The organism is Salmonella sp. A1325, from assembly GCF_056991255.1.
The window spans coordinates 249,728-274,323 of record NZ_JAMLWO010000001.1 but is presented as its reverse complement, the minus strand read 5'-3'; the positions used below and the strand labels follow the sequence as shown (position 1 = coordinate 274,323).

Below are 24,596 nucleotides of genomic sequence, written 5' to 3'. Positions count from 1 at the left end.
TATAAGTTGAGAATAATAATCATTATTTATCAGAAAGTGGAGCTTTTCCTCGCCTGCGAATGTCATGGCTCTTAAATACCGCACATTTTCTTAACTTAATGTGCGATTAAAATTTCAAAACTTTACATATTGACTACCCTTAATGTCACGTTTTCCGTTGATACGCTTACATTTATCCGGCATTTTCATGAAAATTATTTCCGTTAGACAGCGACTTTATCCCGCCCTCTTATTGCCTCTGACCTTCTCCCCGGTCCTTCAGGCCGCCAGCGCGCCCAATGAACAAACCATGATAGTCACCGCAACGCCGCAAACCGTATCCGAACTGGATACACCTGCCGCCGTTAGCGTCATTGAGGGAGAAGACATGCGTCTGGCGACGCCGCGCGTCAATTTATCTGAGTCTTTAACCAGCGTCCCGGGATTGCAGGTGCAGAACCGGCAGAACTACGCGCAGGATCTGCAAATCTCTATCCGCGGATTTGGCTCGCGTTCCGCCTTTGGCGTGCGCGGCATTCGTCTGTATGTTGATGGCATTCCCGCCACCATGCCGGATGGGCAAGGCCAGATTTCGAATATTGATATTAACAGCATACAAGACGTTGAAGTGTTACGCGGTCCTTTCTCAGCGCTATACGGCAATGCTTCCGGCGGCGTGATAAATGTCACCACCGAAACCGGCAGACAGCCGCCTACCCTTGAGGCCAGCAGCTACTACGGCAGTTATGGAAGCTGGCGCTATGCGCTAAAAGCCACGGGCGCGATGGGTGACGGCACACAGCCAGGCGACGTGGATTACACGGTATCGACTACCCGTTTCACCACCCACGGCTACCGCGATCACAGCGGCGCGCGAAAAAATCTGGCTAATGCCAAACTGGGCGTGCGCCTTGACGAGGCCAGTAAACTCTCGCTGATTTTTAATAGTGTGGACATTAAGGCGGACGATCCCGGCGGACTTACCGAATCTGAATGGAAAGCCGATCCGCAACAGGCGCCGCGCGCTGAACAGTACAATACGCGTAAAACCATCAAACAAACTCAGGCAGGATTGCGTTATGAACGTCAGCTCAGCGCGCAGGATGATATCAGCGTGATGGCCTACGCCGGAGAGCGGGAAACCACGCAATACCAGTCTATTCCCCTGGTGGCACAGCTAAAACCAGCCCAGGCTGGCGGCGTAATTACACTGCAACGCCACTATCAGGGCATTGATTCCCGCTGGACTCACCGGGGAGAATTAGGTGTGCCAGTCACCTTCACTGGCGGATTAAATTATGAAAATATGAGCGAAAACCGCAAGGGTTACAATAACTTCCGTCTCAACAACGGCACCCCTGAGTTCGGGCATAAAGGCGATTTACGCCGGAATGAGCGTAACCTGATGTGGAATGTCGATCCTTATCTGCAAACCCAGTGGCAGCTTACGCAAAAACTCTCGCTGGATGCTGGCGTGCGCTACAGTTCTGTGTGGTTCGATTCTAACGATCACTATATCGCGCCCGGCAATGGCGATGACAGCGGCGACGCCAGCTATCACCACTGGCTACCCGCCGGATCGCTAAAATATGCGTTAACTGACGCCTGGAATCTCTATCTTGCTGCCGGTCGCGGATTTGAAACTCCCACTATTAATGAGCTTTCTTATCGCGCTGACGGCCAAAGCGGGTTCAACTTTGACCTCAAACCGTCGACCAATGATACGGTGGAAGTCGGCAGTAAAACGCGGATTGGCAACGGCTTGTTGACCGCCGCGTTATTTCAAACCGATACCGATGATGAAATTGTTGTCGCCAGTAGTATGGGAGGACGCACTACCTACAAAAACGCGGGTAAAACACGCCGCCAGGGCGCAGAACTCGCGTTGGACCAGCGCTTCGCCGGCGACTGGCGGGTGAAAGCATCATGGACCTGGCTGGATGCGACCTATCGCAGTAACGTTTGTCAGGGGCAAAACTGTGATGGAAACCGAATGCCCGGCATCGCCCGTAATATGGGATTCGCCTCATTAGGTTTTATCCCGGATGAGGGGTGGTATGCCGGAACAGACGTTCGCTATATGGGCGATATCATGGCCAATGATGAAAATACCGCCAAAGCGCCTTCGTATACCGTTGTTGGACTAAATACAGGGTATAAATTTAATTACAGTCAGCTTACCGTCGATATTTTTGGGCGGGTAGATAATCTATTTGATAAAGAATATATCGGTTCGGTGATCGTTAATGAATCTAATGGCCGATATTATGAGCCAGCGCCAGGGCGTAACTATGGCGTGGGGATTAATCTGGCATGGCAATTTGAATAAATATCCGGCAATAGCGGGGAACCCCCGCTATTGATAAGTCATAGTTGCATGAAGGTTACATGAAGTACTGATTTTTAATCGTCGCTACGTTTTGTTGCAAAACGTTCTGTAGGCAGTGGCGACTGGCTTCTTTATCACCAGTCACTAACGCATTAAGCAATTTTCTGTACAGATTAACGCCGTTTTGATAATCATCAAGTTTAAAATTATCATATAAAAAATGCAGGCTTGGCCCCAGGCGTACCCATAATTGCTCGATCATGGCATACAGCGTTGGCATATCCGCGTAGTGGTAGATCTCAAAGCGGAATGCGCGGTTGGTCAAAAGAATTTTCTCCATAACGCCACTTTCCAGCGCCTGTTGAAATTCATCTAATAGCGCATTCAGCGTCTGCTCGCGATCCGGGGTAATCTTACCCGCAGCGGCGACCACCGCCATCTCCTCCAGGGCAGTACGAATCGTATTAATTTCCAGCAAACTTTCCAGCGAGATCTCCGGCACCATAAACGCCTGTGCTGGCGCCACCGCCAAAGCACTGGAAGAGACCAGCCTTAACAGGGCCTCACGCACCGGCGTAATACTGACGCCTAACTCTTGAGCGATATTTTTAGTGATAAGCCTTGCGCCTGGTTTTAATGCGCCAATAGACAATTGATGCTTTAACCGATTTTCAACCTGTGTGGTCAGGCTTATATGTTGTGTTTTTTCCGTACCCGGCATTTTCCTTCCTTCACCTCTTGGCAGAACAACATCGCAATCGAGTCCCGAAGAAGTTTCGGAACTTAATTGTAAAAAAGATAATCCTGGCCCGAACGGCCAAATAAATAAAAGTGATAATTTACTTGCGTGATATTCTCATCTTTTACAACAATACAGGTTTCTTTATGGCAACCGTTTTATCTCCGTCATTCCTTCATGTATCGAGATTTTTGATCGGTTCAGGCCGCTGAGGGAGATAAGCTGCCCCACCGCGATCTGAATGATGAATATAAGTAAAGCCGGAATTTTAAAATTTGCACATTTTTATGGCGACATAATGCCGCCATTTTTTCTTTACGCATCGTCCGCTAAACGTATCACGACTTTGCCAAAGTTCTTCCCCGCCAGCAGCCCCATAAACGCTTCTGGCGCATTTTCCAGCCCATCAGTAATCTGCTCCCGGTAATGTATTTTCCCTTCTTTGATCCAACGCCCCATTTCTTGCTGAAACTCATGTATCCGGTGACCATAGTCCTGGTTGATGATAAAACCTTGCAGGCGAATACGCTTTTTAAGTAATGTCGCCATCAGCAGTGGCAGTCTGTCTGGACCGTCCGGCAACGTTGTCGCATTGTAGCCGCTGACCAGACCGCAGAGCGGAATCCGCGCCGACGTATTCAGTAGCGGTAAGACGGCGTCAAAGACTTTACCACCGACATTCTCATAATAGATATCGATACCCTGCGGGCAGGCCTGCGCAAGCTGTTGTGGGAAATTATCAGCGTGATGATCAAGGCACAGATCAAATCCCAAAACGTCTGTCGCATGACGGCATTTTTCCGCGCCGCCGGCAATACCCACGACCCGGCAGCCCTTCAGCTTGCCAATTTGCCCAACCGTTGCGCCTACGGGGCCGGTGGCGGCGGCGACAACCAGCGTTTCGCCCTCTTTCGGCTGGCCGATATCCAGTAACCCCATATAGGCGGTAAATCCCGGCATTCCTAAAATACCCAGCGACCAGGAAGGATGTTGCGGATTATCACCCAGCTTTACCAACCCTTCGCCATCTGAAATGTCATAATCCTGCCAACCATTGTAACTCAACACCCATTCGTCTGGTCGGTAATCAGGATGGTTTGACGCAACAACGCGACTGACCGTACCGCCAACCATAACGCAGCCAGGTTCAACAGGCGGCGCATAAGAGGGTTCATCGCTCATGCGGCCACGCATATAAGGGTCGAGTGATAAAAAAACGGTACGCAATAGCACCTGCCCTTCACCGGGCGTCGCGACGTCATCTTCTTCGAGGCGGAAGTTATCCATCTGCGGCGCGCCGTGGGGACGCGAGGCCAAAACCCAACGACGATTTCGGTTGGTCTGTTGCTTCATTCTATTCTCCTCATGCCTGGCATAATCCATCAATAATAGTCGAACATTAGCTTTCTGAGGGAGTTAAACACTCTCAGATATCAGGCTGTGCGCTTTTTTGAACGACTTTCTCCCCCTCCTCGCTAAACATGAATTCTTGCGCTAATTCGTTGATTTATGCCGCCTTCAATAGTATTTCTAACACTATCGTAAACATTCCCTGGGGTTCCCTATGACGATTCGCTTTGCCGATAAAGCAGACTGCGCCGCGATTACCGAAATCTATAACCATGCGGTATTACATACTGCGGCCATCTGGAACGATCGGACGGTCGATACGGATAATCGCCTTGCCTGGTATGAGGCCCGTCAATTACTGGGCTATCCGGTGCTGGTAAGCGAAGAAAATGGCGTGGTGACTGGCTATGCATCATTTGGCGACTGGCGCAGTTTCGACGGTTTTCGTTATACCGTCGAGCACTCGGTTTATGTTCATCCAGCGCACCAGGGGAAAGGACTGGGGCGAAAACTGCTCAGCAGACTGATCGACGAAGCCCGACGCTGCGGCAAGCATGTGATGGTGGCCGGTATTGAGTCACAGAATGCCGCCTCAATACGCCTGCATCATTCGCTGGGGTTTACCGTCACCGCGCAAATGCCGCAGGTCGGCGTAAAATTTGGCCGTTGGTTAGATCTTACGTTTATGCAGCTCCAGCTTGATGAACACGCCGCGCCGGACGCCTGCTGATGAACCAGTCGCTGACGCTTATCTTTTTGATCGCCGCCGGCGTCGGGCTGGTGGTACAAAACAGTATTATGGTGCGTATTACGCAGACATCATCGACGATTCTGATCGCTATGCTGTTGAACTCGCTGGTAGGGATCGTTTTATTTGTGACGATATTGTGGTTTAAGCAAGGCGCTACGGGCTTCGGCGAGCTGGTCGCCAGCGTGCGCTGGTGGACATTGATCCCCGGTTTTCTGGGGTCATTTTTTGTATTTGCCAGCATTAGCGGGTATCAGAACGTTGGCGCCGCGACGACTATCGCGGTACTGGTCGCCAGCCAGTTAATCGGCGGACTGGCGCTGGATATCGCGCGTAGCCACGGCGTCACGTTACGCGCAATGGTCGGGCCGGCGTTTGGCGCGCTGTTGCTGGTCATTGGCGCATGGCTGATTGCGAAGCGCCAGTTTTAATGGGTTACAGGATCGTGCCGCCTTTGGTGAGCTGCTCGCGGCGCGCGTCCCGATCTTCTTGATATTGCCTGCCGTGATGCGCGATAGCCGTGCGTAAACGCTGCTGCTGCACATAACGATCTTCGCGACGTAATTCAGCGTCATCGCTCAAGGCAATCAGCAATTCATTCATATGGGCAATTACGCTCTCCGCGATGGCGGCATCCACGCGGGCGCTCACTTCCTCCAGGTGCGACATAAGCTCTCCTACTCTTTATTCTGTAACAGCATGATTCGCCTATTATACGCGTTATTGTCGCCCGATGCGGTAATTCGCCGCCGCCCTCCTGATTTAACTTACGTCAAGTGGAAACACGGGGCTTAATAGACCGAGAATTCGCGCCTTTTTGCCTTTCTTCCGCCGTTTGCTTGCGTATAGACCCCGTAAAGTAGACGCGTGAAGAAGTCTAAGGGATAACAACGTGGCAAAATCTCTCTTGCGCAGCGGCAATCTGGATGATTATCAGGCCGTGGGCGGCGGCGGTCAGGCCGTATTTGAATCAGCATTGCAAATTCGCGAAACGCTTCGTCTGCGTAAACAGCAGGCGATGGTTGACTGTCTGGCGATTCCGCAACTTAACGATAATGGCGATCGGGTTGACTGGTATTCGCCGATTGAAGGTCAGGCGATAGCGTGGAAAGCGGCTGACGAAGAGACACGCTCTCGGGCTTTACGTTATTTAGCCAGCACTTTTGAAAGCGCGGCTGCACTCAGTCGAAAAAGTCTGCAATCCGGTAAAACAGCGCTCCAGCTATTTGGTTCGCTACTTGAGAAAGCGACGCAATTTCCCGGCGAAAATCATGTTTTCCTGGTTAACGGCAAACCGGTTATCACCTTCTGGGGATTCGTTAATCTCAACGAAAATACACGCGATGATGTGCTGGACTGCCTGCGGGTAACCGAGGCAATCCCCGACATCCCTCTGGTCGAGCCGGAGCCGGAGCCCGAAGAAAAGCCGCTGGTAGAGGCGGCGTTTAGTCAGGCGGATGAACCTTTGTTAACGTCTGTCATCGAGCCGCCGAAAATGCCGGAGGAACCTGTTGCGCCGCCCGTTATCGTTAGCGAGCCGAAGCCAGCCACACCCATCCCGGTTGCTGAGGCGAAAAGAGCTCGCCGCCTACCGCTGTGGAGCTTACCTGTCGCTGCCGTGGTTATCGCCGCCGTCGCCACGCCTTTTTTCTGGCCATCTTCATCCGTTGACGGGTCCTCTCCTGTTCGCGCCGCGCCTGTCGCTACCGCGAAAACTGACGTTACCCCATTGCCTGAACTCACCGCGCATTTGCCGCTGCATCGCGCTGAGGTGACGCCCGCCCCCAAAGCGGCGCCGCTGCCGGAAGCGCCTGTTATCATTGCCGCTATCCCCAAAGACGCGCTGGTGATGGACAGTACGCAGATGAAGCTTGGAACCACGCGCTTTTTAAACGGTAGCTGGCGGGTCAGCGTGGATGTCAAAGATCCGATTACCGGCAAGCCGCCCTCTCTGCGTTATCAGATCCAAAATAACAAAGGTATCGCGCGCGTAGTACATGGCGATAACGTGGTTTGTCGGGCGGAAATTTTCTCTGGTCTGCATCAAACGGGCGAGCTGATGATTAAAAGTCGCGGCAATGCGCGCTGCACCGACGGTTCACGTTATCCGATGCCGGAAATTACCTGTAAAGCAGGCGTCAATGACGTCGCAACCTGTACCGCCCGTTATGGCGACCACGCGGCAATTCCGTTGACGTTTAAAAAGATAGGTGCCTGATTTTATGTTGGTCAATCTGTGTGATTACAAACAGAGCGTCACGCTCATTGCAAACAGCGGCGTCCAGTTTCTTGATTTTGGCTTAACGCCGCAAGAGTCGGCCCACTACGGACGTTTTGTGCGCAAAACGGCAAACGGCCCGCTACTGCGCCTCGATTTTGATCTGACCAGCGGGCGCTACACGTTGCCTGGACGTGCTGGCGGCCAACCCGAAGTCGTGAAACCAGAAAGCACTCAGACGCTGCACTATTCTCTGGATGTACTCGACGGAATCTGGCTCCCCCTGCCGTTCCTGCGTTTTAATCCGCCGCGTACCTTTATTGACGGGCCGGATAACTGGGCGCGCATTCAGGTACGTAAACTCAGCGAGCCAGATAGCGCCGGAAACACACACCGCATCACCCTCGCCTTCGACAGTCAACTGGCAAAAAATATGCCTGCGGTGTTGGCGCCTTGCGAAAACGATCTGCTCAATGGCACACGTTTTGCGCTCGCCTGGCGCGATGAAGAAGTTGCCGATTTTCTTGACCAGACATGGATTGACGGCTGGCTGCGCGAGTCGTTTCTTCAGTATGCCTCACAGGTGGAAAACCGTCCGGAACAGGCCATTCAACAAGCGCTGCGTAGCTTTGAGTATCAGGCGCACTGGTTGAATTTACTGACGCTGTTAGGCGAACAGCTTACGGTGCCGGAAGTAAAGTTTGTGACACATACGTTAAGCACGCCCGCAATCCCGGTCGATCTGATTCTGGATGTCGGCAATACGCATACCTGCGGCGTCTTGATCGAGGATCATGGCGATGCGAATGACGGGTTACGCCAGACGGCAGAGCTTCAGGTGCGTTCTTTAAGCGAGCCGCAGTATCTGAACGATCCTTTATTTACCAGCCGGGTAGAATTCTCAGAAGCGCGCTTTGGCAAGCAACACTTTTCTGTCGAAAGCGGACGAGACGACGCTTTTGTCTGGCCTTCGATTGTGCGTGTGGGCGACGAGGCTCGCGCCCTTGCTATGCAGCGTGTGGGCACCGAAGGCAGCAGCGGCATCTCCAGCCCACGCCGCTACCTGTGGGATGAAACCCCCGCCTTGCAGGACTGGCGCTTTAGCCAGATCCACGGTAAAACGCAGCGCGAACCGCTTGCCACCGCGTTTCCGCTGATGAATCTGATGAACGACGACGGACAGCCGTTATTCCGCCTGCCGCATGAAGAAAGGCTACCGGTTTTTTCGCCGCAATACAGCCGTAGCACCTTGATGACGCATATGTTGTGCGAAATTCTGGCTCAGGCGCTGGGGCAAATTAACAGCGTCGCCACCCGGCTGCGACTCGGCTTTCCCGCCTCGCCGCGCCAGCTACGCACCCTGATTTTAACGCTGCCTTCCGCTATGCCGAAACAGGAGCGAGAAATTTTCCGCCAGCGAATGTTTGAAGCGCTGGCGCTGGTCTGGAAAGCTATGGGCTGGCATCCGCAGGATGAGGATTTCACCACGCCTAAGCAGCGTGAAAAAAGCGTGGTGCCGGTACCAGAAATACAGATGGAATGGGACGAAGCAAGTTGCGGCCAACTGGTATGGCTTTATAACGAAGCCATTTCGCATTACGCCGGGCGTACCGAATCCTTTTTTAATGCGCTCGCCAGACCGGATCGCCAGCCTGAACCCGGCGTCGTCCCCGGACGCGCGTTGCGCGTGGCATCGATTGATATCGGCGGCGGCACGACGGATATGGCGATCGTTCACTATCAGTTAGATGACGGCGTGGGGGCCAATGTAAAAATTACGCCTCATCTCCTGTTTCGCGAAGGTTTTAAAGTCGCCGGGGACGATCTGCTATTGGATATCATTCAGCGTTGCGTACTCCCTTCCCTGCAAACGGCGTTGCAACGGGCAGGCGTTACGGATGCCGCCGCCCTGCTGGCGACCTTATTTGGCGATTCGGGACGAATTGATACTCAGGCCATTTTGCGCCAGCAAACGGCGCTGCAATTATTTATGCCGCTGGGCCATGCGGTACTTTCCGCCTGGGAGCAAAGCGACATTAACGATCCGTTTGCCGGTTTACATGCGACATTTGGCGATCTGCTGATCCGCCGCCCAACGAGCAACGTGATGAACTATATCCAGCAGGCGATCGATCATGCCTTACCGTCTGGTTCGCCGACATTTGATATATTCAATGTGCCGTTGCAAATCCAGTTTAGCCAGCTTCAGGAGGCTCTGCTGGCCGGTCAGTTTACGCTGACAACGCCGCTTCATGCGGTCTGCGAAGCGATCTCCCACTATCACTGCGATATCTTGCTGGTGACGGGGAGACCGACCTGTTTACCCGGCGTACAGGCGCTCATCCGGCACTTACAACCGGTGCCGGTTAATCGCATTGTGTGGATGGATAAGTATCAGGTACATGAATGGTATCCCTTCAGTCAGCAAGGGCGTATCGGCAATCCAAAATCCACTGCCGCGGTGGGCGCGATGTTATGCAGCCTGGCGCTGGACTTACGTCTGCCGCGTTTCAATTTTAAAGCGGCTGATATCGGCGCGTATTCGACTGTGCGTTATCTTGGCGTACTGGATAATACCGTTAATACGCTTCGCGATGAAAACATCTGGTATCACGAGATCGATTTGGATAAACCCGGCGCGACGCTGGACGCTCGCCTGCATTTTCCGCTACGCGGCAACGTGACGTTGGGCTTTCGTCAACTGGCGAACAGTCGCTGGCCTGCGACCCCACTCTATTGCCTGAGCATTAACTCCGCCGAACTGGCGAAAACCATCGCTGGCGACGGCGTACTGAATGTGCGACTGAAATTACGCGGCAGTAGCAAAGATAGCGCCCCGGAATCGTTCATATTAAGTGATGCCTGGCTCCAGGACGGGACGCCGGTCGCCGCCGATGCACTGACATTAAAATTGAATACGCTGGCTGACCGTCGCCACAGCGGCAGCCACTACTGGATAGATAGCGGGAGTGTATACCTGAAATGACAAAACCGTTAAACACCACCCAGGCTGTTATCGAGTGGGTTAACAACACGCGCCGTTACGCAACGCGGCTGGATGATGAAGCCGACGCTCTGCTGGCGCAACTTACGCTTGCCGCGGCGGATGAGTCAGCGCTCAACGCCGCCTGCGCATCACATGGCTGCGTTGGTCTGTACGGGTATGCGCAATCCGCAAAAGCGCATCTGTTAACGACGCTATGCGGTAACGAGAATGGCAAGCTGGAAATTATCACGCCGGACCGTGACTATGATTATTTCAGCCACATCAATCCGGGTCATGCGCCAGCGAATATGGCTATTCGCTTTACGCGCGACATTTTTTCAAACGAGAACGGCTGGCCGTTGCGCCTGCGCTTGATCAGTGAAGCTGAACTGGTGCAGATCTTTATTGCCTGGACCAGCTCGTCCCCCGTTTGTCGCCAGGTCGAAAAATCCATTATCACATCACGCCTGGAGAAATGGCAATCGCTTCGCCAACCGCAGCCCGTCCCCGGCGTTACCGCTGAAGAGGTTGCGACCATCGCGAGTTTCTGGCGCTCTTGTCTTCCGTCCGCCAGACAACATATTGATGATGCGACATGGCAACACTTTGCCTCGCTCTTGCCTGCGCTGGATCTCACGACACGGGCGCACGCCTGGGCATTACTGTGGGGAGAGCAACCGGAGATCACCCAGCAATGGCTGGCGCTGGCGCATATGTTGCAACAAACCGGTCATGCCGGGGAACTGGCGGCGCCGCTCAGCCTGCTGGTCGATCATTTTGGCTTACCGGCGGAAAACTTCCTGACGCAAATGGCGCTAACCGCCAGCGATACGCAAAGCGATGTGGTGGTGCATCCGGTTAAGGAAGGCCGACTGCTCAATGCGGTCAGCCTTTCGCTTGATTCTCTGGCGCTGCTTACCCGCGAACTGGTGCTAACCGTTGAAAACAGCGTACTGGATAACGTTGATTTACTGGATATTCCGGTCGCGCCAGACAGTCATCCTCATCCGTTATGGCGGGCGAAATTAGGCTGGATGCTGGCCCATTACCGTCAGCAGATACAGCCCGATGTTCTGGTGATTTGCAATGCTCTGGCATCTCGCTCGCAAACGTCCACTGCCGCCCGTCACTTACTGGAGTGGATTAACGCCACGCAGCCGCAGCACGAATCAGCGTTACCCGGCGTCGTCTGGGCTATTACTCCACAGGATGCCCGTTTTGCCACCCAGCAAAATCTGGATGAAGCCGTCCAGCAGTTGATGGGTAAACCTGGCGTGCACTGGGGAACGTTGCAGGCGCTGGATAAACACAGTATGCAGCGTTTGGTGGAGTGGTTATCGCAGGCGACATCGGCACCACAGCGACAGGCGCGCTTACAGGCGTTACGCGAACAACTGCGAGGCCGCGTGCGCGATCTGTTACCGATGTTTGATGACGCGCGGCTACCGGTTGAAACCGTGATCCGGCGTCTTCAGGCCCAGGCCGCCAGACATGGCGACCTGCTGGCCGGGCTGTTACCGCCGGTACAGAACTTCGACGCGTTGCTGCGCACCCGACAGTCACGAGAAGAACAGGTCAGCGGTTTATTTAATGACGCGATCGATCTCTTTGCCGACGAACCAACGCGCGCTTCAGCGTCAGAAGGTCATGAAACAGGCTACCAGGCGCACAAAATGTGGATCAATCATCTGCGCCAGTGGGCCCACTGCCGGGATAATGCGCAGCGTCTGGGGCTGGAACCGCAGATGCTCAACGCCGTGGCGGAGATTTTAATTACCGCCAGCTATCGCCTCGGTTTACCTCAGCAGTTACAGAAAACCATGCAGCGTGAGGAGGTTAGCGGCGCGCAGCTTCATGCCATCATTGGTAACTTCATCGCCTGGCTCGGCTACGCAAATATCGAGGAGGCCCAACGCCCGGCCAGCCGCGTTCAGAAAGGCGCAGCCATTTTCGCCGCAACACCGCGCTCGACAATGTTGCGTCTAACAAAGCTTGACGAACAGCCCGTTCACGCCGCCAGCCGCTATGTCTATGACTGGCTTGTTGCGCTGTATACCCTGGCCAATGAGAACGCAGGATATCGGCATCCGCAGGACGTTACCGACGTAGACAGAGCGCAATTAATTGCCCTGATAGCCTGACCTGGCGGAAAAACCATGCCCGGTAACTTGTATCGGGCTTGAGGTCAGAAAAGCGAAAACAGCAATGCGACGGGGAAACTTATCGGCCATGTCGCGCCAACCAAAAAAGCGCTCAGGAAACGAATTCGTTTTTTGTCATGAGTCAAAAACCAGGTGATCAGGAATGATATCACCGCCATGACGGCGTAAAAAATTAATATCTTTTGAAAGAGGGTCATATCAGGCATCCGCGCCAACCAGAGGAAAAAACGCGCGCAATATGCTCTTTTTATTTGACACACATCAAGGTTTATCAGCCTTGACAGCAAAACGTTCTCAATGCACGGCTCCGCTCACAGAATATCCTGTTTACGTATTATTGCGGATCTCGCCAACCCGTACTATACCCATAGGGGTTATGATGAAAGGTGGCGAAAATGAATGTTTCCAGTAAAACCGTCGTGCTGATTAATGTCTTTGCTGCTGCAGGACTTTTGGGTCTGATCTCGTTGAGATTCGGCTGGTTTGCTTGAGGTGTTCAACCTTTGAGTACTTGCTGCGCATGTTGGCGGGGAGGTCCCCCTCTCCGCCGACACCCGCCTATTTTTTCACGATTTTTCTGAACAGTAAATGATCCTTAATGCTTAACCATGATGTGGCGGACAAGGGTGTAGTCTTCCAGACCATACAATGACATATCTTTGCCGTATCCCGACTGTTTTTGCCCTCCATGCGGCATTTCGCTAACCAACATGAAATGGGTATTAATCCAGGTACAGCCATACTGCAATCTGGCGCTAAGCCGGTGCGCCCGCCCGACGTCCTGAGTCCAGACGGAGGATGCCAGACCATAGCGAGAATCGTTGGCCCACCTCAGAACCTGATCTTCATCATCAAAGACGGTTATACTGACCACCGGGCCGAAGACCTCGCGTTGCACGATGGCATCTTCCTGTTTTGCGTCTGCCAGCAACGTCGGAGCGAAATAGTAACCTTTACCTTCCGTTTGACTTCCACCAGTAATCACGCGGATATGGCTGAGGGCCTTCGCCTCCTCTACAGCCGCTGTGACGCGCTTCAGGTGCGCCAGCGAACTTAACGGCCCCAGCTCTGTCGACTCATCCTCCGGCGCGCCCATTTTCAGGCTGCTCACCGCGTTCCCTAGCTTTTCGACCAGCGCATCATAGATACCGCGCTGCGCGTATATACGGCACGCCGCAGTACAATCCTGTCCGGCATTATAGAAACCAAAAGTCCGGACGCCCTGCGCCACCGCATCCAGATCGGCGTCATCAAAAACAATCACCGGGGCTTTACCACCGAGTTCCATATGCGTACGTTTTATCGCTGGCGCAGTATGGCGCAGAATATGTTCCCCGGTCGCGATAGAACCGGTTAAAGAGACCATGCGTACTTTTTCATGACCGGTCAATACATCGCCAACAGTCTGCCCTCGTCCGAACAGGACATTGAGCACCCCCGGCGGAAAGATATCCTTCGCCAGCGCGGCAAGTTTAAGCGCCGTCAGCGGCGTGATTTCAGAAGGCTTAATCACCACGCAGTTACCTGCCGCCAGCGCTGGCGCCAGCTTCCAGGCCGCCATCATGAGCGGATAATTCCACGGCGCGATAGAGGCAACCACGCCAATCGGATCCCGGCGGATCATCGACGTATGCCCTTCCAGATATTCGCCCGCCGCCAGCCCACTCAAACAACGGGCCGCGCCGGCAAAAAAGCGAAAGACATCCACGATTGCCGGAATTTCATCATTAATTACGCAGTGCAAAGGCTTACCGCAGTTTTGCGATTCAAGCCGGGCGAACTCAAGGGCGTTTTGCTCGATGCTGTCCGCCAGTTTTAACAGACATTCCGCCCGTGCTTTGGGTGTGGTCTGCCCCCATTCGGCAAACGCGCTATCGGCGGCCAGCACTGCGGCGTCAACCTGCGCGGGCGACGCTTCCGCAATCTCAAGTATGACCTCGCCTGTCGCCGGGTTATAAACAGACTGCCTTTCTCCCTCGCCGTCCACCAGCACGCCATTAATCAGTAATTGATATTGCATAGCATTTTCCCATATCGTCATTAATCGATTTCCGGCGAACGGGCCGCCGCTTTCCTAAAAATAGACGGCGCGCCAGATGCTCACCCGGCACACTCGGGAAATTTAGTCAGGTTGTGAGCTGACACGCATTCCACCTCACACAAGGCTTTTAGCGCGCAGCATCTCGCGAATCAGGCTGCCAAGCTGTTTTACGGCCTGTTCTTCCCGTTCTCCCCAATGCCATGCGGTGTTAAAACGAAAGAAACGCGTCCAGGCGCCGGACGTTGAAAACATTTTCCCCGGCGCGATACTGATAAGGTGTTCAAGCGCTTTGGCGCTAAGTTCACCGGCATCAAGCTGCTCAGGTAGCTCCAGCCAAAGAAAATAACCGCTATCGTTATGGTGAATTTTTACTTCCGCCGGGAGATGGCGCAAAAGGGTTTGCCAGGCTTGCTGTTTACGTTCGGCAAGCTGCCTTCGCAATCGGCGCAGATGCGCGTCATATCGACGTGTCGAGAGATAATCCACTAACGCCAATTGCATGGGGGAACTGGTGGATAATGTGCTCATTAACTGCAAACGCTGAATTTGTCTGGCATGGCTTCCTCCCGCAACCCAGCCAATGCGAAAACCTGGAACCAGACATTTGGAAAAAGACGAACAATGCAACACGGTATCGTCGCGATCCCATGCTTTGGCGGGCAGAGGTTTCTCGCGGCCAAAGTAGAGTTCGCTATAAACATCGTCTTCAATTAGCGTCACGTTATGGTGCGTGAGTAACGCAACCAGCCGCGCTTTTTTCTCAGCACTCAGCGTGAACCCTAACGGATTCTGGCTGTTGGTCATTAACCAGCACGCTTTCACCGGATACTCCTGTAACGCCTGTTCCAGCGCCATAAGATCGATACCTTCTTTAACATCGGTGGGTATCGACAACGCTTTCAGGCGCAATCGCTCCAGGGCCTGTAGCGCACCGTAGAAACAGGGGTTCTCCACCACCACCCAGTCTCCCGGCGCTGTCACCGCCTGTAAACTAAGATTCAACGCTTCCAGCGCGCCGGCGGTAATGACAATCTCGTCAGGAGAAACGGTAATCCCCTGCTGCGCGTAACGGCGTGCTATCGCATAGCGCAATTCTGCATTACCTGGCGGCAAGTTTTCGATGACGCTCATTGCCGTCGCGGTTTTACTGACCTGCGCCAGAGAGCGGTTCAATTGCGGCAAGGGAAACAGACGCGGATCGGGAAACGCTGACGCAAAGGGCACCACTGAGGTATCACGGCTGGCCTGCAGCATCTCAAAAATATAGGTATTGATATCTACGGCTTCATCCTGAATAACGTGCGCTGCCGTCGCGACTGACCGACAAACCGGATGCGGCGCGACATAATAACCGGATTGCGGACGGGCGATAATCCGTCCCTGACTTTCCAGCAACTGGTACGCATGACCGACAGTCATAAAACTCATGCCGCTACTGGCGACCTGCTCCCTCAGCGAGGGTAATCGATCGCCGGGCTGCCAAACGCCAGAGGCGATTTGTTCTCTAATTTGCTCCGCCAGACGTTGATATTTTTTCATTATTCGTTCTCATTGAGCGCTGCTTGCAGGTGGCAACCGCAGTGTATATCAGTTGTTAAAATTAACAATGATTTGCTAACTGTTATGGTGCTTTCCAACAGGCGTAATGATTAGATTTCGCAACAAAACGCCGTTTCAGGGTCTCTGCTTAACGGGAAAGTCAAACCAGGTGTTCGGGTATGGTTCATGAATAAGGGAGAAGTGCCACCATTCGGTATCCAGTGGCGTAAAGCCCGCATCACGCATCAATGTTTGTAATAACAACCTATTTGCGCGTTGCTGAGCGGTAAGCATGACATTATCGGGATGGGATAACGGACTAAAACAGTCAAAGCCGGTACCAAAATCCAGACTATTATCTGGCGAGCGTTGCGCCGCTGACGCAGTACAATTCACCAGTGGTCGTCCGGGATGGTATATCGGTATTTTACTGTCGAGTGGAACAATCGTTAGATCAAGCGTACTTCCCCGACTGTGGCCGGATCTGGCGACAAGATAACCCTCCTCAAACAGACGATTTTTCTCTACCTGCGGATAAAATTCGTTTTTCATTTGGTTTTGAGAAGGATCTTTGGCCCACGCGATAAAGTCGTTCACTGCGCTTTGCGGACGGTAGCAATCATATATTTTTAAGGTAAGTCCGAAGGGGCGTAGACGATCGGCGACCTGCTTCACTGCGTTTGCGGCTGGTCGTGTTAACAGGCAAACAGGCGCGTTATAGCCTTTAATGGGGCGACCAATAAAGTTATGGGAAGTGAAGTATCGCATGTCCACCTGTACGTCGGGGGCGACCGTAGTAATATCGACAAAGTCTTTTGGCTGGTGGAGATCAATATGGCTTTCAGCTGATATTGCCTGAACGGACAACAGACTGAACAGGAGCAAAGAAGATACGCATTTTACCATATGTTACACCTCGCGAGAGTCACAGGGGTGATTATGTATTTGAGCAGGTAAAGATTAGCGGACAACGCTTAAACAGATGGTTAAAATAAACATCATTCCCCCCTGTAATCTGTGCCTTATTACAAACGGAGAGGTTATATTTTGCTTATATGACCATTACGCCGCCTGTTCTATACCCAAAATAATTCGAGTTGCTTAAAGGCGGCAAGGGAGTGAGTCCCAGGAGCACAGATAACGATGTGTTTTCACAAAGTCGAGTCTACCGGACCAGAAAGATTATTTGATAATCAGCAGGAAAGTTGTTGTCGCCTTCCATAACTAAATAAGATTGTTTCGCCAAAGATAAGACCACTATATAGTCAGGAAGGCAATTAGCGAGGAACGCTTCGATTGTCGGCGATAAGGCATCTTTAATTACGACTCACCGCGGTTGTTCAAACACATAGAATCCCCCCTCAAACCGAGATAATTCGGTCTGCTGGTCATAGCCATTATTCAGTAAGAACGCAGGTTGCAACGGCGGATCACGGGCGTGAAGAAAAATCCTGTGCCCCAAACTTTTTGGACAAGCGCTGAACCTGCCGTATACTTTTACTTAACGTACACTCCGCCATAAAAATAAACCCGGCGATGATACCGTAATGCCATAGGCATAACTTAAGGATATGCCATAAATCAAGAGAAGCATGATTTAACTTCTCGGTGATTGCGATAGTCTGTACAAATATTATAGGGTGAAATAATAAGACGCCTAACAAAAATAACCCTGCCACAATCATGGCGAGTAACTGAAAAAAAGCCCATCCGATAACGAAACGGTAAAGTAACAACAATAATAGCCGTCCACATTTTCTTAGCCATTCTGACTGCAGAATGCCCCAGGATGCTGTTTTTTCGTGAATTTCACCATCTGATTTTTTCATTTTGAGCCTCCTCGCAGGTTTTTATAATTTTATCGCCCAACTGGAAATAAACCTGTCAGCTAATCGTTACAACAAATATAATTAAGACAGAAATTAAAGAGTAAGATATTTATATCAAAGTACCATCAGCATTGGCCTTCTCTGCCCTACCGCTAAATATCTCATTGTTGTTAGCCTAATAATACTTTCAGTTTAACTTCTTATAAGACAATTTCTACACGGTTGAGCAACAATTTACTTTCTCTAAAAATAATATAGCGTGTAATTAAACATTACTTATGGTACATGATGATGTAAAAATTAAGAAAACCGTTTTAGTTTCATTCGTTTTACCTGACATATTTCATGTCCAGGAGGCATGGGCATGACTAAAGCTACGGGTCGATTTGAACGTTCAGGACAAAGCAAAAATCAGGTGTTTCACCGATAGGCAAACCGATGGGCAACATGGGATAATATTTTTAATACCACCTATTCCAGTAATGAAGTATTATATAATCACTTGTGGTCTAAATTATGCCAATTACTATCGGGAGAGGGTTTTTAAAGAGTGAGATGTTTTCTCAAAGTGCCATCTCTCAACGCTCCTTCTTTACGTTACTATGGGAAAAGATTAAAGATTTTTTCTGTAGCACGCGAAGATCCGCTGCCGATCAATATATAAAGGAATTATGTGATGTTGCCTCTCCGCCTGACGCGCAACGTTTATTTGATTTATTTTGCAAGTTATATGAATTATCATCACCATCATGCAGAGGAAATTTCCATTTTCAGCACTATAAAGATGCTGAGTATCAATATACAAATCTCTGCATTAAAAATGACGAAGATATTCCGTTATGCATTGTGATACGTCAGGATCACTACTATTATGAGATAATGAATAGAACAGTGCTCTGTGTTGATACTCAGTCTGCCCACCTGAAAAGATATTCTGATATTAATATAAAAGCTAGCACTTATGTTTGTGAACCACTATGTTGCTTGTTCCCTGAGCGGTTACTACTCTCGCTATCCGGCGGTATAACATTTTCCGTTGACCTAAAAAATATAAAAGAGACGCTTATCGACATGGCAGAAAAGGGTAATTTATGTGACTGGAAGGAACAGGAAAGAAAAGCCGCCATCTCCTCCAGGATTAATCTGGGCATCGCCCAGGCAGGTGTACTACCTATTGACGACGCTATTAAAAACAAAATAGCCGCAAAGGTTATTGAGAATACTAACTTAAAGAATGCAACATTTCATGCAAATCATACACAAAGCTCAGTTACTCAACTAGTTTATTCATGTTTGTTTAAGAATGAGATATTAATGAATATGCTTGAGGAAAATTCCTCTCATGACCTGCTATGTTTAAACGACCTTGTTGAATATGTAGCGTTACAAGTTCATAACAGCCTTTTTTCTGAAGATTTATCTTCACTCGTTGAAACAGCAAAAAATGAGGCTCATCACCAGCGTTGACCACACCATAAATATTATGGCTTACAATCCCCTGGCAATACCAAAACCATCTAATATAATACCTTTAAAATATACTTCCATGGAATAATGGATTTACTATGGAGCTAATTGGCTCGTTATTTTTATAATTGATATACTGAGTATAAGTATATTTTCTCATACAACTTATCGCACTTATTGACAAACCGTTTTCGCTAATTTGAAGTGTTGAATAATAACTCAAAGAAATTATTGGCATCATAGCCTCACGACGTAACTGGAAGGTGGCATGATGCTTACAAAAACGTTATCAGTAGTTTTACTGACCTGTGCGCTGTTTTCAGGCCAGTTACTGGCGAAACAGCAAGACCATGCGTTCGTATGGTTTGCGACGGGAGGGCACCAACTTAGACATGAAGCCGACAGCGATGAATTACGGGCGGCAGCGGAAGAATCAGCGGAAGGCTTGCGCGAGCACCACAACTGGCAGAAATCGCGCAAACCAGAAAGCTATTTTCGTTAATTAAACGCCCCTGCGCTTCGGCAGCGTTTTCATCAGCGCTTCAGGGCTCACTGAAGCGACAACGCTGCCGGGCTGGGGCATTTTTAAGATATGGTTTTTAATTTTGCCAATGACATGCATTTCGCAAGGGCGGCAGTCGAATTTTAGCGTCAGTACCTCATCGCCATGCACCAACTGCATCGGCGTGGCTTTCCAGCTCTTAATATTTCCTTTCGCCTGCTTAGGACAAAGGTTGAACGCAAAACGCAGGCAGTGTTTGGTGATCATGACCGGTACCTCGCCCTTCTCCTGATGCGCCTCATAGGCCGCATCAATCAATTGTACGCCGTAACGGTGATAAAATTCCCGCGCTTTGTGGTTGTAGACATTAGCGAGAAAGCTGAGATGCGTTTGCGGATAGACCGGCGCAGGCTGCGCCACGGGTTTCCGACGACCTCGTTGATAATGGGCCAGCCGCGCCGCGTCAAGCATATCAATCGCCTTCCGACGGAACTGATTGAGCAGGCTATTTGGCACGAACAACGCCGCCGGTAATGTCACCTGCATATCACGTGCGTAGTAAGGCGTCTGTCCCAGCTTCGCCAGTCCGGCTGTTAGGTTATTCAACGCTTTTTCAGAGTTATTGGCTTCCTCAAATACCCCGTCAAGCGTATGCGTGATGCAGACACCGTCTTCACTGGTCAGCGTCAGAATAAGCTGTTCCTGCCAGCCGCCCAGCATGATATCAACCGCCACACGGCGCTCACTGGAGGTTTTTGTCAGCGCTTGCTGCCAGTTATGATCCAGATTACGATTCAACGGATGATGCGGACGGACTTTATGCAGGTCGGCAGGCATATCATTTGGCCAAACGCGGTAGCGGTTATGACCGGTTTTCTCCACCGTATTGGCGCGAAAACCCACCACTTCACGCTTAATCAACACGTTCAGACCATCGCCATTCGCCAACGGCTCCGTAGCTTCTACATCGAGATAATCCTTCGCCACATTCAGCACCTCGCCTACCGGCAAGCCAATAAATTTTGGTGAATCAAATGCGCCAATATCGCCTTTCCGCGCGTTAACAAAATAGTCGGTGCTGCCGCGGTGGAAGGTTTTCTCCGTGGAGGGAACAAAAAAGTGCTCGGTCCGACCAACCGACGCACGCGCCAGATCGCCACGTTGCTCGATAATCGCGTCCAGCATCTGACGATAATGCGCGGTGATGTTTTTGACATAGCTCATGTCTTTGTAGCGCCCTTCAATCTTGAAGGAACGTACGCCTGCATCGATCAACGCGCCGAGGTTAGCCGTTTGGTCGTTATCTTTCATCGATAGCAAATGTTTTTCGTAAGAGACCACCCGCCCCTGATCGTCTTTTAACGTATACGGTAAGCGACAGGCTTGCGAACAGTCGCCCCGATTGGCGCTGCGACCGGTTTGCGCATGAGAGATATAACACTGCCCAGAATAAGCGACACACAGCGCGCCATGAATGAAGAACTCAATCGTGGCGTCAGTAGCCTGATGAATAGCCGCTATCTGACTCAAATTAAGCTCGCGCGCCAGTACAATCTGTGAAAAACCGACATCGGCAAGAAATTTCGCTTTTTCCACACTACGAATATCACACTGTGTACTGGCGTGAAGCTCAATCGACGGGATATCCAGCTCCAGAATGCCCATATCCTGCACAATCAGCGCATCCACCCCGGTGTTGTACAAATCGGTGATTAACCGCTGCGCGGGCTCCAGCTCATCATCATGCAGGATAGTATTCAGCGTGACAAAAACCCGGGCGCCGTAACGGTGAGCAAACGGGACCAGATCGGCGATATCGCGCAGACTGTTACTGGCGTTATGACGCGCGCCAAAACCGGGTCCACCGATGTAGACGGCATCTGCGCCATGCAAAATCGCTTCGCGAGCAATTGCGGCGTCACGGGCCGGACTTAACAATTCGAGATAGTGAGGTTGCTGGCGCATACAGTCTTTCTTATCCAATAGCAGCGAAATGGCGGCTATTGTAGTCAGAAGCGCAAACTAACGAAATAGTTTTCCCGCTTAATCACGCGGGTAATGGATCAGCGAGTGAAAATGAACCGTCTGGTCACTACTGTTGCGATAGGTATGCGCCATATCACCGGCAAAACGCAAACCTTTACCGGCGTCTATGGTTTGCCATACCCCACCAGTACACATGTCCAGCCGACCCTGAATCACCACCACATGTTCGATAACGCCGGTTTTATGCGGCGTTGATTCGCTGACCGCGCCTGGCGCCAGCAATAGGGAAAAATAGTCAAAACAGAGTTCAGGGTCCCACGGAAACAGCGGTGTGATTACCATCGCTTGCTGCTGGGGATCGAAGGTCGGAGGAAATTCGGCCTGCGGAGGCGAAATAAACATTGAGAATGGAACGTTCAGGCCCGTCGCAATTTTCCACAGCGTTGCGACTGTCGGGCTGGATTCATTACGCTCTATCTGCCCCAACATGGCTTTTGAGACGCCGGAGATCTCCGCCAGACGCGATAAACTCCAGCCTCGCTGATGGCGTAGCGTTCTTAACGTGGTCGCCAGATAGTGTGTCAGGTTATCCATTTTTCCCCCCTGTAAGGCCATAGCGTATCACTTGTACGCTATAACGCACAATGCTACATTGACTGACCGTTATAACGCACAAGAGGCGATCATGCGTCTGTTATCACTGCCGTTACCTACTGTATTATCTGGTCTGGTCGCCGTTCTGGTCGGCTATGCAAGTTCCGCCGCCATTATCTGGCAGGCGGCGCTCGCCGCTGGCGCAACACCCGCAGAGATCGCCGGCTGGATGACCGCCCTCGGTATAGCCATGGGCATAAGCACACTAACATTAACCTTGTGGTATCGTGCGCCGGTTTTAACCGCCTGGTCAACGCCTGGCGCCGCTCTGTTGGTAACAGGGCTTCAGGGATTATCGTTGCCAGACGCGGTGGGCATATTCATTGTCGCCAATGCCCTGATTGTGCTGTGCGGCGTCACGGGATTGTTTGCGCGTTTGATGCGGATAATCCCCCATTCTCTTGCCGCCGCAATGCTGGCGGGAATACTGCTACGCTTCGGCCTGCAGGCGTTCGGGACGCTCAACGGAGAGTTTGTCATGTGCGGCGGTATGCTATTGGCGTGGCTACTCTTTAAAGTATTCGCGCCCCGCTATGCCGTTATTGCTGCCATGGTGATGGGAATAACGGTGGCGCTCATCCAGGGTAAGGTGGCGATGAGCGGTATTCATTTCGCGCCGGTGTGGCCCACCTTCGTTCCCCCCCACTTTTCATTCGCGCAAAGCCTGAGCGTCGCGGTACCGCTCTTTCTGGTGACGATGGCATCGCAAAACGCCCCCGGCGTCGCCACAATGAAGGCGTCTGGCTATCAGCTTCCTGTCTCTCCGTTAATGATTTTTACCGGATTGCTGGCGCTGCTGCTTTCGCCATTTGGCGTTTATTCTATCTGCATTGCCGCCATTACAGCCGCCATTTGTCAAAGCCCGGACGCGCACCCCGATCCAACGCGTCGCTGGTTAGCGGCCGCCGCCGCAGGCGTTTTTTATTTACTTGCCGGGTGGTTTGGCGGTTCGATAACCGCGCTGATGGTCGCCCTGCCGGTTAGCTGGGTGCAAATGCTGGCTGGTCTGGCACTGTTAAGTACGATTAGCGGTAGCCTGTATCAGGCGCTTACTCACGAAAATGAGCGTGACGCGGCAGTTATCGCATTTCTCGTCACCGCCAGCGGGCTAACGCTGATGGGCATCGGATCGGCATTCTGGGGGTTGATCGCTGGCGGGATAGGCTACGCAGTATTAACGAGAACGCGCCGCCCATCGTTGTCTGGCTGATGGTGACCGCTAATCTGCCGGGGTTTGCGCCATCTTGCGATGGCGCCGCAGAATTATTTTTTGTTAACGTCAAACATAGAGGTATCCGTCGCCATATCATCCACGACCTGTTTCAACGTCTCAAACGCCATTGGCGTACTGGAATTACTCAGGTCTTGACCTTCACCCTGGCGTACTACCTTGACGACCGGCTTGTTGGTCGCGGCATCTATCAGCTCACCTTCAAAATAGAGGTGGGTATCCATGGTCCGGTGGCCCGTCGCCATTTGCGTGCCCGCCACAATCAGCGCTACAGGGATTACCTCATAGAATTGTAGCCCTTCTTTGCTGGTATCCACGCCCGTAATCGCCCCGCGGAAAATCAAACTGCGCGGCCCTGACGTCGTAACCAGCGGTTTGCGCTGTTCAATTGCTGATTTTACTTTACTGTTCGTATAAGCCAGCAGTTTATCAAGAACTTGCTGCCCGACCTGGGTCGTTGGCTTGGGGACGGGATAGTACGTTATCGGATTGTAAACAATATTGTCATAGTTAGAGTCATTGAAATGTGGATCTACCCAGCGCAACACCGGTTCTCCCGTGGCGGAGGTAGTTTCCTGCAGGTCCGAATAATTTTTTAAGAATCCAGAATACTTATCCGGCTGTGTGACTTTGGACGCACAGCCGGATAACGCCAGCAAGCCAGTAAGCACTGCAACTTTAAATAAAGTATGAGTACGCATGAAACGATCCCTTTAGTCTTCGCAATGATGCAAAGGAAATAATAGCAAAACGAAATCATTCTGGATGCACTAAAAATGGTAACGACAGCACAATTTGAACGCGGCGCCCGACAAAAAAATGCCGAACGCAGCGAG

General features: G+C 51.5%; 21 protein-coding genes and 1 pseudogene. 10 read left to right on the top strand and 12 right to left on the bottom strand.

Annotated elements, in window-relative coordinates:
• Nucleotides 1–187 precede the first annotated feature (187 nt).
• Nucleotides 188–2,308: a TonB-dependent receptor PqqU gene (gene pqqU / locus NAZ64_RS01395; protein ID WP_220569891.1), complete on the top strand. Its 2,121-nt coding sequence runs from the start codon at nucleotides 188–190 to the stop codon at nucleotides 2,306–2,308.
• Nucleotides 2,309–2,363: 55 nt separating this feature from the next.
• On the opposite strand, the gene mcbR is transcribed toward pqqU, so the two are convergent.
• Both mcbR and NAZ64_RS01385 read right to left on the bottom strand, forming a co-directional pair.
• Nucleotides 2,364–3,029: a colanic acid/biofilm transcriptional regulator McbR gene (gene mcbR, locus NAZ64_RS01390; protein WP_220569890.1), complete on the bottom strand. Its 666-nt coding sequence runs from the start codon at nucleotides 3,027–3,029 to the stop codon at nucleotides 2,364–2,366.
• 333 nt (nucleotides 3,030–3,362) lie between these two features.
• Nucleotides 3,363–4,400, bottom strand: coding sequence for an NADP-dependent oxidoreductase (locus tag NAZ64_RS01385; protein ID WP_017465903.1), 1,038 nt, complete (start codon nucleotides 4,398–4,400; stop codon nucleotides 3,363–3,365).
• A 211-nt stretch (nucleotides 4,401–4,611) separates the two neighbouring features.
• Here NAZ64_RS01385 and mddA point away from each other — a divergent pair, with 211 nt between their 5' ends.
• Nucleotides 4,612–5,127 (top strand): L-methionine sulfoximine/L-methionine sulfone acetyltransferase, encoded by a 516-nt coding sequence (gene mddA, locus NAZ64_RS01380; protein WP_000155373.1) that lies wholly within the window; start codon nucleotides 4,612–4,614, stop codon nucleotides 5,125–5,127.
• Complete coding sequence (locus NAZ64_RS01375; RefSeq protein WP_017441332.1) at nucleotides 5,127–5,576, top strand: DMT family transporter; 450 nt, start codon at nucleotides 5,127–5,129, stop codon at nucleotides 5,574–5,576. Before mddA ends, NAZ64_RS01375 begins: the two co-directional genes overlap by 1 nt.
• A gap of 4 nt (nucleotides 5,577–5,580) precedes the next feature.
• On the opposite strand, the gene NAZ64_RS01370 is transcribed toward NAZ64_RS01375, so the two are convergent.
• The gene (locus NAZ64_RS01370) at nucleotides 5,581–5,814 is read right to left on the bottom strand and encodes a YdcY family protein (RefSeq protein ID WP_000018720.1); all 234 of its coding nucleotides are present in this window, start codon (nucleotides 5,812–5,814) and stop codon (nucleotides 5,581–5,583) included.
• A 223-nt stretch (nucleotides 5,815–6,037) separates the two neighbouring features.
• Here NAZ64_RS01370 and srfA point away from each other — a divergent pair, with 223 nt between their 5' ends.
• The 3 genes from srfA to srfC are packed head-to-tail and all read left to right on the top strand — an operon-like array spanning nucleotide 6,038 to nucleotide 12,490.
• Nucleotides 6,038–7,363 (top strand): virulence-associated effector SrfA, encoded by a 1,326-nt coding sequence (srfA, locus tag NAZ64_RS01365; protein ID WP_001129957.1) that lies wholly within the window; start codon nucleotides 6,038–6,040, stop codon nucleotides 7,361–7,363.
• A 4-nt stretch (nucleotides 7,364–7,367) separates the two neighbouring features.
• The gene (locus NAZ64_RS01360; protein ID WP_220569888.1) at nucleotides 7,368–10,349 is read left to right on the top strand and encodes a virulence factor SrfB; all 2,982 of its coding nucleotides are present in this window, start codon (nucleotides 7,368–7,370) and stop codon (nucleotides 10,347–10,349) included.
• The gene (srfC, locus tag NAZ64_RS01355) at nucleotides 10,346–12,490 is read left to right on the top strand and encodes a virulence-associated effector SrfC (protein ID WP_220569887.1); all 2,145 of its coding nucleotides are present in this window, start codon (nucleotides 10,346–10,348) and stop codon (nucleotides 12,488–12,490) included. Before NAZ64_RS01360 ends, srfC begins: the two co-directional genes overlap by 4 nt.
• Nucleotides 12,491–12,534: 44 nt before the next feature.
• On the opposite strand, the gene NAZ64_RS01350 is transcribed toward srfC, so the two are convergent.
• Complete coding sequence (locus NAZ64_RS01350) at nucleotides 12,535–12,708, bottom strand: GhoT/OrtT family toxin (RefSeq protein ID WP_001522647.1); 174 nt, start codon at nucleotides 12,706–12,708, stop codon at nucleotides 12,535–12,537.
• 198 nt (nucleotides 12,709–12,906) lie between these two features.
• Here NAZ64_RS01350 and yncL point away from each other — a divergent pair, with 198 nt between their 5' ends.
• Complete coding sequence (gene yncL / locus NAZ64_RS01345; protein WP_001103198.1) at nucleotides 12,907–13,002, top strand: stress response membrane protein YncL; 96 nt, start codon at nucleotides 12,907–12,909, stop codon at nucleotides 13,000–13,002.
• A 104-nt stretch (nucleotides 13,003–13,106) separates the two neighbouring features.
• On the opposite strand, the gene patD is transcribed toward yncL, so the two are convergent.
• From patD to ugtL, 5 genes and pseudogenes are all read right to left on the bottom strand, one after another.
• Nucleotides 13,107–14,552: an aminobutyraldehyde dehydrogenase gene (gene patD, locus NAZ64_RS01340; RefSeq protein ID WP_000158093.1), complete on the bottom strand. Its 1,446-nt coding sequence runs from the start codon at nucleotides 14,550–14,552 to the stop codon at nucleotides 13,107–13,109.
• Between the two features lie 114 nt (nucleotides 14,553–14,666).
• Nucleotides 14,667–16,091 (bottom strand): GntR family transcriptional regulator YdcR, encoded by a 1,425-nt coding sequence (gene ycdR, locus NAZ64_RS01335; protein WP_024797935.1) that lies wholly within the window; start codon nucleotides 16,089–16,091, stop codon nucleotides 14,667–14,669.
• A 135-nt stretch (nucleotides 16,092–16,226) separates the two neighbouring features.
• Entirely contained in the window at nucleotides 16,227–16,997 is a 771-nt protein-coding gene (locus NAZ64_RS01330; RefSeq protein WP_220569886.1) for a M15 family metallopeptidase, read from the bottom strand.
• Nucleotides 16,998–17,256: 259 nt separating this feature from the next.
• Nucleotides 17,257–17,489: pseudogene (locus NAZ64_RS01325) on the bottom strand (hypothetical protein).
• Nucleotides 17,490–17,521: 32 nt separating this feature from the next.
• The gene (gene ugtL / locus NAZ64_RS01320; RefSeq protein WP_024797933.1) at nucleotides 17,522–17,920 is read right to left on the bottom strand and encodes a regulatory protein UgtL; all 399 of its coding nucleotides are present in this window, start codon (nucleotides 17,918–17,920) and stop codon (nucleotides 17,522–17,524) included.
• A gap of 516 nt (nucleotides 17,921–18,436) precedes the next feature.
• Here ugtL and sifB point away from each other — a divergent pair.
• Nucleotides 18,437–19,387, top strand: coding sequence for an SPI-2 type III secretion system effector SifB (sifB, locus tag NAZ64_RS01315; RefSeq protein ID WP_115286008.1), 951 nt, complete (start codon nucleotides 18,437–18,439; stop codon nucleotides 19,385–19,387).
• Between the two features lie 271 nt (nucleotides 19,388–19,658).
• The gene (locus NAZ64_RS01310) at nucleotides 19,659–19,889 is read left to right on the top strand and encodes a DUF2554 family protein (protein ID WP_000956438.1); all 231 of its coding nucleotides are present in this window, start codon (nucleotides 19,659–19,661) and stop codon (nucleotides 19,887–19,889) included.
• On the opposite strand, the gene NAZ64_RS01305 is transcribed toward NAZ64_RS01310, so the two are convergent.
• Nucleotides 19,890–21,854 (bottom strand): peptidase U32 family protein, encoded by a 1,965-nt coding sequence (locus tag NAZ64_RS01305; protein ID WP_220569885.1) that lies wholly within the window; start codon nucleotides 21,852–21,854, stop codon nucleotides 19,890–19,892. It lies immediately after the preceding gene.
• Nucleotides 21,855–21,932: 78 nt separating this feature from the next.
• On the bottom strand, nucleotides 21,933–22,469 hold the full coding sequence (locus NAZ64_RS01300; RefSeq protein WP_000369550.1) for a helix-turn-helix domain-containing protein: 537 nt from the start codon (nucleotides 22,467–22,469) through the stop codon (nucleotides 21,933–21,935).
• Between the two features lie 91 nt (nucleotides 22,470–22,560).
• Here NAZ64_RS01300 and NAZ64_RS01295 point away from each other — a divergent pair, with 91 nt between their 5' ends.
• Nucleotides 22,561–23,739, top strand: coding sequence for a benzoate/H(+) symporter BenE family transporter (locus tag NAZ64_RS01295; RefSeq protein WP_001238500.1), 1,179 nt, complete (start codon nucleotides 22,561–22,563; stop codon nucleotides 23,737–23,739).
• Nucleotides 23,740–23,792: 53 nt separating this feature from the next.
• Here NAZ64_RS01295 and NAZ64_RS01290 read toward each other — a convergent pair whose 3' ends face one another.
• The gene (locus tag NAZ64_RS01290; protein ID WP_220569884.1) at nucleotides 23,793–24,461 is read right to left on the bottom strand and encodes a DUF3313 domain-containing protein; all 669 of its coding nucleotides are present in this window, start codon (nucleotides 24,459–24,461) and stop codon (nucleotides 23,793–23,795) included.
• Nucleotides 24,462–24,596 lie beyond the last annotated feature (135 nt).

Excerpts from the sequence above, each read along its gene's own strand:
- NAZ64_RS01360 (WP_220569888.1), top strand. The coding sequence starts at position 7,368 with ATGTTGGTCAATCTGTGTGATTACAAACAGAGCGTCACGCTCATTGCA.
- NAZ64_RS01330 (WP_220569886.1), bottom strand. The coding sequence starts at position 16,997 with ATGGTAAAATGCGTATCTTCTTTGCTCCTGTTCAGTCTGTTGTCCGTT.
- NAZ64_RS01295 (WP_001238500.1), top strand. The coding sequence starts at position 22,561 with ATGCGTCTGTTATCACTGCCGTTACCTACTGTATTATCTGGTCTGGTC.
- NAZ64_RS01370 (WP_000018720.1), bottom strand. The coding sequence starts at position 5,814 with ATGTCGCACCTGGAGGAAGTGAGCGCCCGCGTGGATGCCGCCATCGCG.
- srfC (WP_220569887.1), top strand. The coding sequence starts at position 10,346 with ATGACAAAACCGTTAAACACCACCCAGGCTGTTATCGAGTGGGTTAAC.
- sifB (WP_115286008.1), top strand. The coding sequence starts at position 18,437 with ATGCCAATTACTATCGGGAGAGGGTTTTTAAAGAGTGAGATGTTTTCT.
- NAZ64_RS01375 (WP_017441332.1), top strand. The coding sequence starts at position 5,127 with ATGAACCAGTCGCTGACGCTTATCTTTTTGATCGCCGCCGGCGTCGGG.
- NAZ64_RS01385 (WP_017465903.1), bottom strand. The coding sequence starts at position 4,400 with ATGAAGCAACAGACCAACCGAAATCGTCGTTGGGTTTTGGCCTCGCGT.
- mddA (WP_000155373.1), top strand. The coding sequence starts at position 4,612 with ATGACGATTCGCTTTGCCGATAAAGCAGACTGCGCCGCGATTACCGAA.
- ugtL (WP_024797933.1), bottom strand. The coding sequence starts at position 17,920 with ATGAAAAAATCAGATGGTGAAATTCACGAAAAAACAGCATCCTGGGGC.
- NAZ64_RS01290 (WP_220569884.1), bottom strand. The coding sequence starts at position 24,461 with ATGCGTACTCATACTTTATTTAAAGTTGCAGTGCTTACTGGCTTGCTG.
- NAZ64_RS01305 (WP_220569885.1), bottom strand. The coding sequence starts at position 21,854 with ATGCGCCAGCAACCTCACTATCTCGAATTGTTAAGTCCGGCCCGTGAC.
- pqqU (WP_220569891.1), top strand. The coding sequence starts at position 188 with ATGAAAATTATTTCCGTTAGACAGCGACTTTATCCCGCCCTCTTATTG.
- NAZ64_RS01350 (WP_001522647.1), bottom strand. The coding sequence starts at position 12,708 with ATGACCCTCTTTCAAAAGATATTAATTTTTTACGCCGTCATGGCGGTG.
- mcbR (WP_220569890.1), bottom strand. The coding sequence starts at position 3,029 with ATGCCGGGTACGGAAAAAACACAACATATAAGCCTGACCACACAGGTT.
- NAZ64_RS01310 (WP_000956438.1), top strand. The coding sequence starts at position 19,659 with ATGCTTACAAAAACGTTATCAGTAGTTTTACTGACCTGTGCGCTGTTT.
- NAZ64_RS01300 (WP_000369550.1), bottom strand. The coding sequence starts at position 22,469 with ATGGATAACCTGACACACTATCTGGCGACCACGTTAAGAACGCTACGC.
- ycdR (WP_024797935.1), bottom strand. The coding sequence starts at position 16,091 with ATGAAAAAATATCAACGTCTGGCGGAGCAAATTAGAGAACAAATCGCC.
- patD (WP_000158093.1), bottom strand. The coding sequence starts at position 14,552 with ATGACGATATGGGAAAATGCTATGCAATATCAATTACTGATTAATGGC.
- yncL (WP_001103198.1), top strand. The coding sequence starts at position 12,907 with ATGAATGTTTCCAGTAAAACCGTCGTGCTGATTAATGTCTTTGCTGCT.